Raw genomic sequence first — 14,772 nt, 5'->3', positions numbered from 1 at the left:
CCTTCTCCTTGTCGCGTGCTTACTGCGCCTGCGCTGCGCGCAGGTAGATTTCGACGCGGCGGTTCTGTGCGCGGCCGGCTTCGGTCGCGTTGTCCGCGATCGGGTTCGATGCGCCCATGCCTTGCGCCGACAGGCGGCCGGCGTTCACGCCGCGCTGCGCGAGCGCGTTCACGACGCTTTGCGCGCGGTTCTGCGACAGCGTCTGGTTCAGCTGGGCCGAACCCGTGCTGTCGGTGTAGCCGACGATCGAGGCCGTCACTTGCGGGTTCTGGTTCAGCGTCGTGGCCAGGTCGTTCAGCAGCGGCGTGAAGGCCGGCGTGATCGCGTACTGGTTCGTCGCGAACGTGACCGCGCTCGGCACGTTCAGCTTCAGCGAGCCGTCCGGCTGCTCGGTGACCTGCGTGCCCGTCTTCGCTGCCGACGGTGCGAGCTTGTTCTTGATCGCCTGCCAGTTGTAGCCCGTCACGCCGCCGACCAGCGCGCCGACGCCTGCGCCGATCGCCGCGCCCTTGCCGCCGCCCGCCAGCGCGCCGATGCCCGCGCCCAGCGCCGCACCCGTGCCGGTACCGACGGCCGTGTTGTTGCCTTGCTGCGTGGCGCAGCCTGCCAGCAGTGCGCCGGCCAATGCGAAGACGGACAAGCGGGTCGCGATTTTCATGTTCATCTTGGATTCCTCTCTTGGTTGAACGAGTCGACAACGACGACAACAACAGTTACGGCTCCCTGCGCGGGTCGCCCGAAAAAGGAGGGCAGGCCTGCGCTCGCGGTAGCCGCCGAGGCGGCCGCATGCCCTGTCCGCCAGCGTGGCTGTTCGGACAGCGCGACGCGTCAGCCTCTACAATATAGGCGGTGAGTGGCCGATTTGGCCCTATAGCGTGCCGCACGCGAAGAGTGCGCCGGGTTGCGCGTTCGCGCAATGGCATGCAACAGATTCTTTCACTTTTCCCGATTTTCGCAGCGTAATTTGATATTTTTTGACGTTTGCGCGCGAGAAAAACGTTTTCACGGAGTTTCGATGAGCATTGACCGGGCACAAGTCGACGCCGCACTGGCGGCAGTCGTCGACCCCAATACCGGCCGCCCGTATGCGGCGAATAAGGGCGTGCGCAACGTCGCGATCGACGGCGATGTCGTGACGCTCGACGTGGTGCTCGGTTACCCCGCGCGCAGCCAGCACGACGACGTGCGCGCACGCGTCGCCGCGGCGCTGCAGGCCGTGCCGGGCGTGCGCGACGCGCGCGTCGCCGTGTCGCAGGAGATCGTCGCGCACACGGTGCAGCGCGGCGTGAAGCTGTTGCCGAACGTGAAGAACATCGTCGCGGTCGCGTCGGGCAAGGGCGGCGTCGGCAAGAGCACGACGGCCGTGAACCTCGCACTCGCGCTCGCGGCGGAAGGCGCGTCGGTCGGGATCCTCGATGCCGACATCTACGGTCCGTCGCTGCCGACGATGCTCGGCATCCACGGCCAGCGCCCCGAGTCGCCGGACAACCAGTCGATGAACCCGCTCGTCGGCCACGGGCTGCAGGCGAACTCGATCGGCTTCCTGATCGAGGAAGACAACCCGATGGTGTGGCGCGGCCCGATGGCGACCTCCGCGCTCGAACAGCTGCTGCGCCAGACCAACTGGCGCGAACTCGACTACCTGATCGTCGACATGCCGCCCGGCACCGGCGACATCCAGCTCACGCTCGCGCAGCGCGTGCCCGTCACCGGCGCGGTGATCGTCACGACGCCGCAGGACATCGCGCTGCTCGACGCGAAGAAGGGGCTGAAGATGTTCGAGAAGGTCGGGATTCCGATCCTCGGCATCGTCGAGAACATGAGCATCCACATCTGCTCGAACTGCGGCCACGAAGAGCACATCTTCGGCGCCGGCGGCGCCGAGCGGATGGCGAAGGACTACGACGTGAACGTGCTCGGCAGCCTGCCGCTCGACATCGCGATCCGCGAGCGCGCCGACAGCGGCACGCCGACGGTGGCGGCCGATCCGGACGGCGCGCTGGCGCGCCGCTACCGCGATATCGCGCGCGGCGTCGCGCTGGCGATTGCCGAGCGATCGCGCGACATGACGTCGAAGTTCCCGTCGATCGTTGTTCAAAATACGTAAAACCCTTGCGGGGCGGGGCCTTACGCTGTTTACGGCGCCGCGAGGCGCGGTATCATGGCGACTTTTCCCGGGTCCCTTTACCCGCCCGGCGCGGCCGTCGTATCAAACGGCCGCCAGCCGGCATGAGGATCGAATGAAACAACGACATCACGGCGTGCGCGCCGGCCGCGCGCAGCGCGCGCTGCTGGCCGCCGCCGCGCTGGGCCTGCTGGCCGGCTGTACCTCCTTTTCCTCGTCGTACGAAAAACGGGCCGACGCACAACTGCAGCCGACGGTCGGCGCGCAGGCGCGCGGCGCGGTGACGTTCGTCGAGCGCCCGGACGGCGTCCAGGTCACCTACAACCTGGCCGGCCTGCCGCCGAACAGCGATCATGCGCTGCAGGTGCACGAACGCGGCGACTGCAACGCGGGCGACGGCTCGAGCGCCGGCCAGGTGTTCGCGCCGGCCGCCGATCGCCTGCGCGCGGGCGCCCGCGTCGCCGGTGATCTCGGCAACATCCATGCGGACGCGAACGGCGTCGCGGCCGGCTTCATCGTCGCGCCCGATCTGGCCCTCGACGGCGTGCGCTCGGCGATGAACCGCGCGGCGCTGGTGCACCGCGACCCGAGCGATCCCGCGTTTCCGCAGCATGGCGCGGGGCCCGCGCTGGCCTGCGGCGTGATCCGTTGACGGCCGCCGCGTGCGGGCGCCGATGATCGCGTAAAATATGCGCCTTTCCCGGCCGCCGCCTTGCGCGCGCGGCCCTTCCTGACTGTCACGCAGCGTTTCCTGGCGCCCCCTATGAGCATCAAGTCCGACAAGTGGATTCGGCGCATGGCCGAAGAGCACAAGATGATCGAGCCGTTCGTGCCCGATCAGGTTCGCGCGTCCGAGGACGGCCGCCGGATCGTCAGCTACGGCACGTCGAGCTACGGCTACGACATCCGCTGCGCAGACGAATTCAAGATCTTCACGAACATCAACTCGACGATCGTCGATCCGAAGAACTTCGACGAAGGCTCGTTCGTCGATTTCAAGGGCGACGTGTGCATCATCCCGCCGAACTCGTTCGCGCTGGCCCGCACCGTCGAATATTTCCGCATCCCGCGCACCGTGCTGACGGTCTGCCTCGGCAAGTCGACCTATGCGCGCTGCGGGATCATCGTCAACGTGACGCCGTTCGAACCCGAGTGGGAAGGCTATGTCACGCTGGAATTCTCGAACACCACGCCGCTGCCCGCGAAGATCTACGCGAACGAAGGCGTTGCGCAGGTGCTCTTCTTCGAGAGCGACGAAGTGTGCGACGTGTCGTACGCCGATCGCGGCGGCAAGTATCAGGGGCAGCGCGGTGTCACGCTGCCGAAAACCTGATCTGGTTGCATAACGTCTCACCAGTTTTCGGGTGACCGCTGCGCGTGACGCGCCGCGGTCGTTCTTTTTGGAGAATCGCCCATGAAGTTTCGTTTTCCCGTCGTCATCATCGACGAAGATTTCCGCTCCGAGAACATCTCGGGCTCCGGCATCCGGGCGTTGGCCGAAGCGATCGAGAAGGAGGGCGTCGAAGTCCTCGGCCTCACGAGCTATGGCGATCTGACGTCGTTCGCGCAGCAGTCGAGCCGCGCGTCGTGCTTCATCCTGTCGATCGACGACGACGAACTCATGCTCGGCGAGACCGGCCAGGACGGCGAGCTGCCCGAACTCGCGACCGCGATCATCGAGCTGCGCGCGTTCGTCACCGAAGTGCGCCGCCGCAACGCGGACATCCCGATCTTCCTGTACGGCGAGACGCGCACGTCGCGCCATCTGCCGAACGACATCCTGCGCGAGCTGCACGGCTTCATCCACATGTTCGAGGACACGCCGGAGTTCGTCGCGCGCCACATCATCCGCGAGGCGAAGGTCTATCTCGACTCGCTCGCGCCGCCGTTCTTCAAGGAACTCGTCAAGTACGCGGACGAAGGCTCGTACTCGTGGCACTGCCCGGGCCACTCGGGCGGCGTCGCGTTCCTGAAGAACCCGCTCGGCCAGATGTTCCACCAGTTCTTCGGCGAGAACATGCTGCGCGCGGACGTCTGCAACGCGGTGGACGAACTCGGCCAGTTGCTCGACCACACGGGCCCGGTCGCGGCGTCCGAGCGCAATGCGGCGCGCATCTTCAGCGCCGACCACCTGTTCTTCGTGACCAACGGCACGTCGACGTCGAACAAGATCGTCTGGCATGCGACGGTCGCGCCGGGCGACATCGTGCTGGTCGACCGCAACTGCCACAAGTCGATCCTGCACGCGATCACGATGACGGGCGCGATCCCCGTGTTCCTCACGCCGACGCGCAACCACTTCGGCATCATCGGGCCGATCCCGCGCGACGAATTCAAGCCGGAGAACATCCGCAAGAAGATCGAGGCGAACCCGTTCGCGCGCGAGGCGCTGCGCGAGAACCCGGACATGAAGCCGCGGATCCTGACGATCACGCAGAGCACGTACGACGGCGTCGTCTACAACGTCGAGATGATCAAGGATCTGCTCGGCGACCTGCTCGACACGCTGCACTTCGACGAAGCGTGGCTGCCGCACGCGACGTTCCACGATTTCTACCGCGACATGCACGCGATCGGCGACGGCCGTCCGCGCACGGGCGCGCTCGTGTTCGCGACGCACTCGACGCACAAGCTGCTCGCGGGCATCTCGCAGGCGTCGCAGATCGTCGTGCAGGACTCCGAGAACCGCACTTTCGACAAGCACCGCTTCAACGAGGCGTACCTGATGCACACGTCGACGAGCCCGCAGTACGCGATCATCGCGTCGTGCGACGTCGCGGCCGCGATGATGGAGCCGCCGGGCGGCACCGCGCTCGTCGAGGAATCGATCGCCGAGGCGATCGACTTCCGCCGCGCGATGCGCAAGGTCGACGCCGAATACGGCGACGACTGGTTCTTCAGCGTGTGGGGCCCGGACAACCTGTCCGAGGAGGGCATCGGTTCGCGCGACGACTGGATGCTGAAGCCGAACGACCACTGGCACGGCTTCGGCCCGCTCGCGGAAGGCTTCAACATGCTCGACCCGATCAAGGCGACGATCATCACGCCGGGGCTGGACGTCGACGGCGAGTTCGGCGAGACGGGCATTCCGGCCGCGATCGTCACGAAGTACCTGGCCGAGCACGGGATCATCGTCGAGAAGACCGGCCTGTACTCGTTCTTCATCATGTTCACGATCGGCATCACGAAGGGCCGCTGGAACTCGATGGTGACCGAGCTGCAGCAGTTCAAGGACGACTACGACAACAACCAGCCGCTGTGGCGCGTGCTGCCGGAATTCGTCGCGCAGCATCCGCGCTACGAGCGCGTCGGCCTGCGCGACCTGTGCACGCAGATCCACGACGTGTACCGCGCGAACGACATCGCCCGCCTGACGACGGAGATGTACCTGTCGGACATGGAACCGGCGATGAAGCCGTCGGACGCGTTCGCGAAGCTCGCGCACCGCAAGATCGACCGCGTGCCGCTCGACGAGCTCGAAGGCCGCGTGACGAGCATCCTGCTGACGCCGTACCCGCCGGGCATTCCGCTGCTGATCCCGGGCGAGCGCTTCAACAAGACGATCGTGAACTACCTGCGGTTCGCGCGCGACTTCAATGAGCGTTTCCCGGGCTTCCACACCGACATCCACGGCCTCGTCGCGGAAGAAGTGAACGGCCGCGTCGAGTACTTCGTCGACTGCGTGCGCGACTGATGGCGACGCACGGACGAATCCGGGCGATGCGCGCGGCGCTGGCCGCGCTCGTCGTCTGGGCGGCAGGCGCGGCGGGACTGGCAGGGTCGGGCGTCGCGCACGCGGAAGTCGCGGCGGCCGATCCGATCGACGTCGCGATGCGGCAATGCCTCGCGCGGCGCGACCGGTCGTCGCCGGCCGGCCAGATCCAGTGCATGGGCGAAGCGCAGCAGCAGTGGCAGGCCGTGATGGACGGCGCGTACCAGCGCCTGTTGAAGGACGCGCCGGCCGATGCGAAGCGCGGCTGGCAGGACAGCCAGCGCCATTGGCTCACCTGGCGCAAGGACGAAGTGCATTTGCTGAAGGCCGTATACGACACGACGCGCGGCACGTCGTATGCGATGTCGAGCGCCGACCTGCAGTTGCAGCCGGTGCGCGATCGCGCGCTGGCGCTGCGCGGCGCGGCCGATCGTTATGCGCCGCCCGCCGCGGTACCGGTCGCGGGCGCGAGCGGCGCGCAGGGCGGCACGAACGCGGCGCAGGCTGCCGCGGCCACGCCGAACGCGAAGCCGGCGGCAAACGCGCCGCGTGGTCCGGCCGTGCGCCGCGTGCGGCCGTGCGAACAGGATGCCGCGTGCGAGCACGCGCTGTTCGACCTGAACCGCTATTACCAGAAGCTGCGTCGCAAGATGCCGGCCCACTCGGCCGCGACGCTCGTGCGTGCGCAGCGCGCGTGGGTCGGGTTCCGCGACGCGACGGCGCCGCTCGTCGGCGAGGAAGGGCGCGTCGACCTGATCGGTGCGCGCATCGCGACGATGAAGCGGCTGTCCGAGACGGCCGGCAACAAGTAAGGACCATCGCGACGCCGGTCGTTCGGCGGCACGACGAAACGGGCACCCTCGGGTGCCCGTTTTGCATGGCGCGGCGCGCGGTGGCGCCTAGGCAGGTTGCGACGTGCCCTGCAGCCCGAACCACGACGGCACGAGCGCGACCGCATCGTCGAGCGAGGCGAGCACGTGCAGGCTCAGCGCGACGATCTCGGGCGTCGGCGCCTTCAGGTCCGGCACGGTCACGACCGATGCGCCGGCGCCGGCGGCCGACTGCGCGCCGAAGTCGCTGTCCTCGAATGCCACGCAGCGGTGCGCCGGCACGCCGAGGCGTTCGGCCGCGAGCCGGTAGACGGCCGGGTCGGGCTTGCCGCGCGCGACTTCGTCGCCGCCCGCGATCGCGCGGAAGAACGGCAGCACGCCGACCGCATCGAGCCGCGCGCGGATCACGTCGCCCGCGGACGACGACGCGACCGCGCATGGAATGCCGGCTTGCGCGAGCGCATCGAGCAGCGCGAGCGCGCCGGGCTTCAGCGGAAACTTCGGATGCGGCTCGGGCGCCGCGAGTTGTTCGCGCACGCGGGTGCGCACGGCATCGAACGTCTCGGGCTGGCCGATCAGCCGCGCCAGGATGACCTGGCCTTCGGCGAACGAGCGGCCGACGATCTGCAGGTAGTCGGCGACGGTCAGCACGACACCGTGCGCGTTCGACACGTCGATCCACGTGTTCATGATGGTCCGCTCGGAGTCGACGAGCAGGCCGTCCATGTCGAAGAGCGCGGCGGAAAAAGTCATCGGCGGCATCCGGGAAGCAGGGCGGGCGATGGGCGGCGCGACGGCCGCCCGAATGAAAAACGGACGCCGAAGGCGTCCGTCCATGACGGCAGGCGGTTACCGGCCCAGTGCGGCGCGGGCTGCCTTGACGGCCGCACGCACCTGGTCGGGCGCGGTGCCGCCCGGGTGGTTGCGGCTCGCGACCGACCCTTCCAGCGTCAGGTAGCCGAACACGTCGTCGCCGATCAGGTGCGCGACGTTCGGCAGTTCCTGCTTCATCTCGTCGAGCGTCAGGTCGGCGAGGTCGATGCCGCGGTCGTCGCAGATCTTCACCGCGTGCGCGACGGCTTCGTGCGCGTCGCGGAACGGCAGGCCGCGCTTCACGAGGTAGTCGGCGAGGTCGGTGGCGGTCGAGAAGCCCTGCAGCGCGGCCGCGCGCATCGCGTCCGGCTTCACGGTGATGCCCGCGACCATCTCGGCGAAGATCCGCAGCGTGTCGGCAACGGTGTCGACCGTGTCGAACAGCGGTTCCTTGTCTTCCTGGTTGTCCTTGTTGTACGCGAGCGGCTGGCCCTTCATCAGCGTCAGCAGCGCCATCAGGTGGCCGTTCACGCGGCCCGTCTTGCCGCGCGCGAGCTCGGGCACGTCCGGGTTCTTCTTCTGCGGCATGATCGAGCTGCCGGTGCAGAAGCGGTCGGCGATGTCGATGAAGCCGACGCGCGGGCTCATCCACAGCACGAGCTCTTCGGAGAAGCGCGACACGTGCGTCATCACCAGCGCCGAGGCGGCCGTGAATTCGATCGCGAAGTCGCGATCGGACACGGCGTCGAGCGAGTTCGCGCAGATGCCGTCGAAGCCGAGCGTCTTCGCGACCGCATGACGATCGATCGGATAGCTCGTGCCCGCGAGCGCGGCCGCGCCGAGCGGCAGGCGGTTCACGCGCGTGCGGCAGTCGCGCATGCGTTCCGCGTCGCGCGTGAACATCTCGACGTACGCGAGCAGGTGGTGGCCGAACGTGACGGGTTGCGCGACCTGCAGGTGCGTGAAGCCGGGCATGATCGTGTCGGCGTTCTGTTCCGCGAGGTCGATCAGCGCGCCGCGCAGGTCGTTCAGCAGGCCGCCGATGCGGTCGATCTCGCCGCGCAGCCACAGGCGGATGTCGGTCGCGACCTGGTCGTTGCGCGAGCGGCCCGTGTGCAGGCGCTTGCCGGCATCGCCGATCAGCGCGGTCAGGCGCGCCTCGATGTTCAGGTGGACGTCTTCGAGGTCGAGCTGCCATTCGAATTCGCCGCGCTCGATCTCGCCCTTGATCTGTGCCATTCCGCGTTCGATCGCGGCCAGGTCGTCGGCGCTGATGATCTTCTGCGCGGCGAGCATGTTCGCGTGCGCGAGCGAGCCGGCGATGTCGACGAGCGCGAGGCGCTTGTCGAAAAACACCGACGACGTATAGCGCTTGACCAGTTCCGACATCGGTTCCGAGAAGCGGGCCGACCAGGCCTCGCCCTTTTTGTGCAGTTGGGACGTCATGGCGATTCTTCGAAGGGGAGTTGGGCAGCGTGCGCCGCCGAGGGAATCCTGCAATTCTAACATTCGCGGGCCTGCCGGCCGTGGCCCGCGCGGGCCGGCCCGCTCAGTCGCGCACGAGCACGACCAGCTTCAGGTCCTCGCGGTGCGCGGGCTTCAGCGTGATCTGCTGGTACACGAGGCGCCCGTCGGCCGGATGGTCGAATTCGCGCCGCCCGCCTTCGCGTTCGAACACGTCCTGCGACGCCCAGTACTGCGCGAACGCGTCGCTGCCGGCGGTCAGCGCGTCGATCAGCGCGCGCGTCGGCGCGTCGGCCAGGTGGCGGATCGAATCGGCGCGGAATTCGGCCGCGAGCCGCCGGGCGCGGGTTTCCCAGTCGACGATCAGCGTGCGCGCGGCCGGCGACATGAACGTGAAGCGCAGCAGGTTGCGGTCGTGCTCGCCGTCGAGCCAGCCGGAAAAGAGCGCGGCGGCCGGTGCGTTCCACGCGAGCGCGTTCCATTGCCGGTCGAGCACGTACGCGGGCGTCGCGATCGCCGCGACGGTCGCGGCGAGCGTCGGCGGCAGGTCGCCGCCCGCGACGTCGGGCTCGGCCGGATCGCGCTGCGCGGCCAGCTCGAACAGGTAGGCGCGCTCGGCCTTCGACAGCTGCAGCGCGACGGCGATCCGCGCGAGCGCGTCGGCCGATGCGGACACCGGGCGGCCCTGCTCGATCCACGTGTACCAGGTCGGGCTGACGCCGCACAGCTGCGCGACTTCCTCGCGCCGCAACCCCGGCGTACGGCGGCGCGGGCCGGGCGGCAGCCCGACGGCCTGCGGCGACAGCCGCTCGCGATGGGCACGGATGAATTCGCCGAGCGCACGGGCGGGCGTGGCGTCGAGCGGCGGGACGGAGGCGGAGGACGGCTGGTTCATGCGGAAACGGCGAAAGGGAAGCGGGGACGCGGCAACGTTCAGGCAGGTGGATTGAATACCAGAATAACTGCTTAACTTGTACTGGTACAGACGCGGGCCTATTGTAGCGGGTCGCACGCTGGCAGGGCAGCGGGCGTCCCACCAAACGTGTTGCAGGGGGCCGGAATGCGCGCTGGCGCATCCATGCCGGCCGCTTGCGCAAGAGAAAGGAGCGAACGATGAAACACCACGACCAGGTCGCCGACGCATTCGGCACGACGGCCGCCGCCTATCTGACGAGCACGGTTCATGCGACGGGTGCCGACCTGCGGACGCTCGCCGACGCGGTGAGTGCGACGCCCGAGGCCGCGGTGCTCGATCTCGGCTGCGGCGCCGGCCACGCGAGCTTCGCGGTCGCGCCGCACGTGCGCGACGTGGTCGCCTACGATCTCGCCGCGCCGATGCTCGCGACCGTCGATGCGGCCGCGCGCGAGCGCGGGCTCGAGAACATCCGCACGCAGCAGGGGCCGGCCGAGCGGCTGCCGTTCGATACCGCGACGTTCGACTGGGTCGTGAGCCGGATGAGCGCGCACCACTGGCACGACCTGCGCGCGGCGCTCGCCGAGGTGCGCCGCGTGCTGAAGCCGGGCGGCCGCGTGCTGATGATCGACATCGCCGGCAACGACCATCCGCTCCTCGATACGTACCTGCAGGCCGCGGAAGTGCTGCGCGACGCATCGCACGTGCGCGACTACCGGGCGGACGAATGGCTCGCGATGTTCCGCGAAGCCGGCTTCGACGCGCAGGTACACAGCCGCTGGCGGCTGCCGATCGATTTCGACACGTGGGTCGCGCGCATCCGCACGCCGGCCGACAGCGTGACCGGCATTCGCGCGCTGTGGGCGCACGCGCCCGACGAGGTGCGCGGCTACTACGCGGTGCAGCCCGACGGTTCGTTCGAGCACGACGCGCTGCTGATCGACGCGCATTGAACGCGCGGCGCGCCGCGCCATGAAAAAAGCCGCGATACGCGCTCGTGCGTATCGCGGCCTTCGCGTCCAGGCCGGCGCGGAACGCGCCCGCACCGCGGGCGGATCAGCCGGTGTTGCGCAGGCCGGCCGCGATCCCGTTGATCGTCAGGTGGATCCCGCGGCGCAGCCGTGCGTTCGTGTCGCCCGCGCGGTGACGCTTGATCAACTCGACCTGCAGGTGGTTCAGCGGATCGAGATACGGGAAGCGGTTCTTGATCGAGCGCGCGAGCAGCGGGTTGGTCGCGAGGCGGCCTTCCTGCCCGGTGATCTCCGCGAGCGCCTGCGACGTGCGCTCCCATTCCGCGACGATCCGCTCGAACACGTGCTTGCGCAGCTTGCGGTCGGACACGAGCTGCGCATAGCGCGATGCGACCGCGAGATCGGTCTTCGCGAGCACCATGTCCATGTTCGACATCAGGTTCGAGAAGAACGGCCAGGTCTTGTTCATCTTCTTCAGCAGCGTGACGCGCTTCGTGCGTTCGGCGTCGTCCCCGGCGCCGTCGAGATACGCGCTCACCGCGCTGCCGAAGCCGTACCAGCCCGTCAGCAGCAGCCGGCACTGGCCCCACGAGAAGCCCCACGGAATCGCGCGCAGATCCTCGATCCTGCGCTGCTTCGGATCCTGCAGCTTGCGCGATGCCGGGCGGCTGCCGATGTTCAGCTCGGCGATCTCGGTGATCGGCGTCGACGAGAAGAAGTAGTCGGTGAAGCCCGGGGTCTCATAGACGAGCGCGCGGTACGCGGCCATCGCCGAATCGGACAGCGTCTGCATCGCGGCTTCGAACGCGGGCAACTGCGCGGGCGCGTTCGACTGCGGCAGCAGCGACGCCTCGAGCGTCGCGGCGACGACGGTCTCCAGGTTGCGCCGGCCGATCTCGGGGTTCGCGAACTTGCTCGCGATCACCTCGCCCTGTTCGGTCAGGCGGATCTGGCCGTTCACGGTGCCCGGCGGCTGCGACAGGATCGCCTGGTAGGTCGGGCCGCCGCCGCGGCCGACCGTGCCGCCGCGGCCGTGGAACAGCCGCAGCGTGATCTTGCGGGCGCGGAACAGGTCGACGAGCGCGAGTTCCGCGCGGTACAGCTCCCAGTTCGACGTGAGGAAGCCGCCGTCCTTGTTGCTGTCCGAGTAGCCGAGCATCACTTCCTGCTCGGCGCCCTGGTGGGCGATCAGCGCGTCGATGCCCGGCAGTGCGAAGTATTCGCGCATGATGCGCGCGGCGTCGCGCAGGTCGGGAATCGTCTCGAACAGCGGGATCACCATCAGGCTGTTCCTCGCGTCGCCGCCCGGCACGCCGAGCGCGCCCTCGAGCAGCCCCGTCTCCTTCTGCAGCAGCAGGACCTCGACGAGGTCGCTGACGGTTTCCGTATGCGAGATGATGTAGTTGCGCACCGCGCGCGCGCCGAATTGCGCGCGGACTTCGCGCGCCTTCTCGAACACGCCGAGCTCGCTCTGCGCGAGCGCCGAGTATTCGAAGTACGGCGAGCGCAGCGGGCGCGGGTCGGCGAGCGCGGCGAGCAGCACGCGCAGCTTGTCTTCCTCGGCGAGCGCCGCGTAGTTCGCCTCGACGCCCGCGCGCGCGAACAGTTCGGCGACCACCGCTTCGTGGATGTCGGAGCTCTGGCGCAGGTCGATGCTCGCGAGATGGAAGCCGAATACCTCGGCCGCGCGCACGAGCGGCGCGAGGCGCGGCGCGGCGAGCGACGTGCCGTGGTGTTCGTCGAGCGAGGCGGTCAGCACCTTCAGGTCGGCGACGAACGCCTCGGAATCCGCATACGGGATCGCGCGCACCGGCGGCGCGCCGCGGCCCGCGCTGCGCACGGGCACCGTGCCTTCGCCGACGCGCACGCGCGCGCTCGCGGCAAGCCGCGTGTAGATGCCGATCAGCGCGCGGCGATACGGTTCGTCGACGCGGTGCGGCGACTGGTCGGGCGAGGCGGCCGCGAGCGCCTTCACCGCGTCGTTCGCGCCGACCAGCAGGTTCGACACCGACAGCTCGGCGCCGAGCTTGTGCACCTGTTCCAGGTAGTGCTCGAGGATCACCGCGGCCTGGCGGTTGATCGCCTCGTCGAGCGTCGCGGCGGTCACGTTCGGATTGCCGTCGCGGTCGCCGCCGATCCAGCTGCCCATCTGGAAGAACGCGGGCACGCGCGCGGACAGGCCGTGCTCGGCGAGCGCGGCCTCGATGTCGCCGTACAGCGCGGGCAGCTCGTCGAGGAACGTCGCGCGGTAGTAGGACAGCGCGTTCTCGATCTCGTCGCCGACCGTCAGGCGCGCGTCGCGCAGCATGCGGGTCTGCCACAGCGCGGTGACGCGCGCGCGCAGCATCGCTTCGTTGTACTGGCGCTCGCGCGCGGTCAGTTCCTGGTCGCGCTCGGCGAGCAGGCGCGCGATGTCGTGCTGCGCGTCGAGGATGCTCTTGCGCTGCACTTCGGTCGGGTGCGCGGTCAGCACCGGCACGATCAGCGCATCGTCGAAGAAGCGCTGCAGCAGGCGCTTCGACGCGTTGCCGGTCGTCTTCAGCTGTTCGAGCGCGTACGCGACCGTGCCCGGTTGCGACGCCGAGCCCGCCAGCGCATGGATGCGGCGGCGGCGGTTGTGGTGGCGGTCTTCCGCGATGTTCGCGAGATGCGAGAAATAGCTGAACGCGCGCACGACGCTCACCGTCTGTTCCGGCGTCAGCTTGCGCAGTTTCTTCTCGAGCGTCTGCGCGGCTTCGTTGTCGTCCTCGCGGCGGAACTTGACCGCGGTCTGGCGGATCGTCTCGACGACGTCGAATACCGTATCGCCTTCCTGCTCGCGCACGACGTCGCCCAGCAGGCGGCCGAGGAAGCGGATGTCTTCGAACAGCGGACGGTCCTTGTCCTCGCGCGTGCGCGTGCCGGCCTTCGGCGCGGCGGCCGTGCGGGCGGCGGCGCCGGCGGCTTTCGTCACGCGTTTTGTCTGACGTATCGGGTCTTTCGGTTTCGTTGCCGTTTTCGCACGGCCGTTCGCGGCGGTGGCGACGGTGTCCGTCGAGGCGTCGGAGGAGGACAGGGCAGCATTGCGGCGCGCCGTGCGCGCCGATCCGGAAGACTTCACGATGGGTTTCCTTGGGAAAGCTCGAGTCAAAAGGAACTGCGGAAACTGCGGGAACTGCGGTCAAGCAACCAGCTACGTGCGGCACATCCGCACATCGGCGCCGCGACCCGCACGGGGGCAGGCCGGGCGCGGGCTCCGGGCCCGGGCGGGCCGGGGCGTGCGTGCTACCATTGTTCGATCTTCAATCCCGTCCTTCGATGTTCCAGCAATGAATTCCGAGACCCCCGCGGCCGGGCCGCGACAGGCACAGCCGCCCGCGACGTTGACGATTGCTTCGCGCGAGAGCCGCCTGGCGATGTGGCAAGCCGAACATGTGCGTGATGCGCTGCGCAAATTATATCCAGCTTGTGACGTGAAAATCCTCGGGATGACGACCCGCGGCGATCAGATTCTCGATCGCACGCTGTCGAAGGTCGGCGGCAAGGGCCTGTTCGTGAAGGAACTGGAGAGCGCGCTGGCCGACGGCCGCGCCGATCTCGCCGTGCATTCGCTGAAGGACGTGCCGATGGCATTGCCCGACGGCTTCTCGCTTGCCGCGATCATGGCGCGCGAAGACCCGCGCGATGCCTTCGTGTCGAACGACTACGCGTCGCTCGACGCGCTGCCCGCCGGCGCGGTCGTCGGCACGTCGAGCCTGCGCCGCGAAGCGATGCTGCGGTCGCGCTATCCGCACCTGGAAGTCCTGCCGCTGCGCGGCAACCTCGACACGCGCCTCGCGAAGCTCGACCGCGGCGACTACGCGGCGATCATCCTCGCGGCCGCCGGCCTGAAACGCCTCGGCCTCGACGCGCGCATCCGCACGCTGATCGACGTCGAAGCCAGCCCGCCCGCGGCCGGCCAGGGA

12 protein-coding genes are annotated in these 14,772 nt (G+C 68.7%); 7 read left to right on the top strand and 5 right to left on the bottom strand.

Annotated features, from left to right (window positions below):
* Window positions 1-19: 19 nt before the first annotated feature.
* Window positions 20-664: an OmpA family protein gene (locus G3N62_RS23490; RefSeq protein WP_034186256.1), complete on the bottom strand. Its 645-nt coding sequence runs from the start codon at window positions 662-664 to the stop codon at window positions 20-22.
* A gap of 351 nt (window positions 665-1,015) precedes the next feature.
* On the opposite strand from G3N62_RS23490, the gene apbC reads away from it, so the two are divergent.
* The 5 genes from apbC (at window position 1,016) to G3N62_RS23465 (ending at window position 6,649) form a co-directional block, all read left to right on the top strand.
* A complete protein-coding gene (gene apbC, locus G3N62_RS23485; RefSeq protein ID WP_034186255.1) occupies window positions 1,016-2,107 on the top strand; it encodes an iron-sulfur cluster carrier protein ApbC in 1,092 nt (363 codons plus the stop codon).
* A gap of 133 nt (window positions 2,108-2,240) precedes the next feature.
* Complete coding sequence (sodC, locus tag G3N62_RS23480) at window positions 2,241-2,777, top strand: superoxide dismutase [Cu-Zn] (protein WP_034186254.1); 537 nt, start codon at window positions 2,241-2,243, stop codon at window positions 2,775-2,777.
* A gap of 111 nt (window positions 2,778-2,888) precedes the next feature.
* Entirely contained in the window at window positions 2,889-3,458 is a 570-nt protein-coding gene (dcd, locus tag G3N62_RS23475; RefSeq protein WP_006398615.1) for a dCTP deaminase, read from the top strand.
* A gap of 81 nt (window positions 3,459-3,539) precedes the next feature.
* Window positions 3,540-5,819: an arginine/lysine/ornithine decarboxylase gene (locus G3N62_RS23470; protein ID WP_034186253.1), complete on the top strand. Its 2,280-nt coding sequence runs from the start codon at window positions 3,540-3,542 to the stop codon at window positions 5,817-5,819.
* A complete protein-coding gene (locus G3N62_RS23465) occupies window positions 5,819-6,649 on the top strand; it encodes a lysozyme inhibitor LprI family protein (RefSeq protein ID WP_124670962.1) in 831 nt (276 codons plus the stop codon). The genes G3N62_RS23470 and G3N62_RS23465 overlap by 1 nt, the downstream gene beginning before the upstream one ends.
* 87 nt (window positions 6,650-6,736) lie before the next feature.
* Here the strand turns inward: G3N62_RS23465 and G3N62_RS23460 are convergent, their stop codons facing one another.
* The 3 genes from G3N62_RS23460 to G3N62_RS23450 all read right to left on the bottom strand — a co-directional run bounded on the left by G3N62_RS23460 (window position 6,737) and on the right by G3N62_RS23450 (window position 9,839).
* Window positions 6,737-7,420 carry an HAD family phosphatase gene (locus tag G3N62_RS23460; protein WP_049034415.1) on the bottom strand — a complete coding sequence of 228 codons (684 nt, stop codon included), beginning with the start codon at window positions 7,418-7,420 and terminating at the stop codon, window positions 6,737-6,739.
* Window positions 7,421-7,516: 96 nt separating this feature from the next.
* Window positions 7,517-8,926, bottom strand: coding sequence for an argininosuccinate lyase (gene argH / locus G3N62_RS23455; protein ID WP_059560384.1), 1,410 nt, complete (start codon window positions 8,924-8,926; stop codon window positions 7,517-7,519).
* A 103-nt stretch (window positions 8,927-9,029) separates the two neighbouring features.
* A complete protein-coding gene (locus tag G3N62_RS23450) occupies window positions 9,030-9,839 on the bottom strand; it encodes a helix-turn-helix transcriptional regulator (RefSeq protein ID WP_034186250.1) in 810 nt (269 codons plus the stop codon).
* 218 nt (window positions 9,840-10,057) lie between these two features.
* Here G3N62_RS23450 and G3N62_RS23445 point away from each other — a divergent pair, with 218 nt between their 5' ends.
* Entirely contained in the window at window positions 10,058-10,810 is a 753-nt protein-coding gene (locus G3N62_RS23445) for a class I SAM-dependent methyltransferase (protein WP_124670961.1), read from the top strand.
* Between the two features lie 103 nt (window positions 10,811-10,913).
* Here the strand turns inward: G3N62_RS23445 and ppc are convergent, their stop codons facing one another.
* Window positions 10,914-13,928, bottom strand: a complete 3,015-nt coding sequence (gene ppc, locus G3N62_RS23440; RefSeq protein ID WP_034186248.1) for a phosphoenolpyruvate carboxylase — start codon at window positions 13,926-13,928, stop codon at window positions 10,914-10,916.
* A gap of 208 nt (window positions 13,929-14,136) precedes the next feature.
* On the opposite strand from ppc, the gene hemC reads away from it, so the two are divergent.
* A partial coding sequence (gene hemC, locus G3N62_RS23435) for a hydroxymethylbilane synthase (protein WP_206141310.1) occupies window positions 14,137-14,772 on the top strand: 636 nt, incomplete at its 3' end.

The sequence above is a fragment of the Burkholderia sp. Tr-20355 genome, from assembly GCF_017104685.1.
GTDB classification, from domain to species: Bacteria; Pseudomonadota; Gammaproteobacteria; order Burkholderiales; family Burkholderiaceae; genus Burkholderia; species Burkholderia seminalis.
The sequence above is the reverse complement of the archived record's forward strand: the minus strand, read 5'-3'. Positions and strand labels throughout refer to the sequence as shown.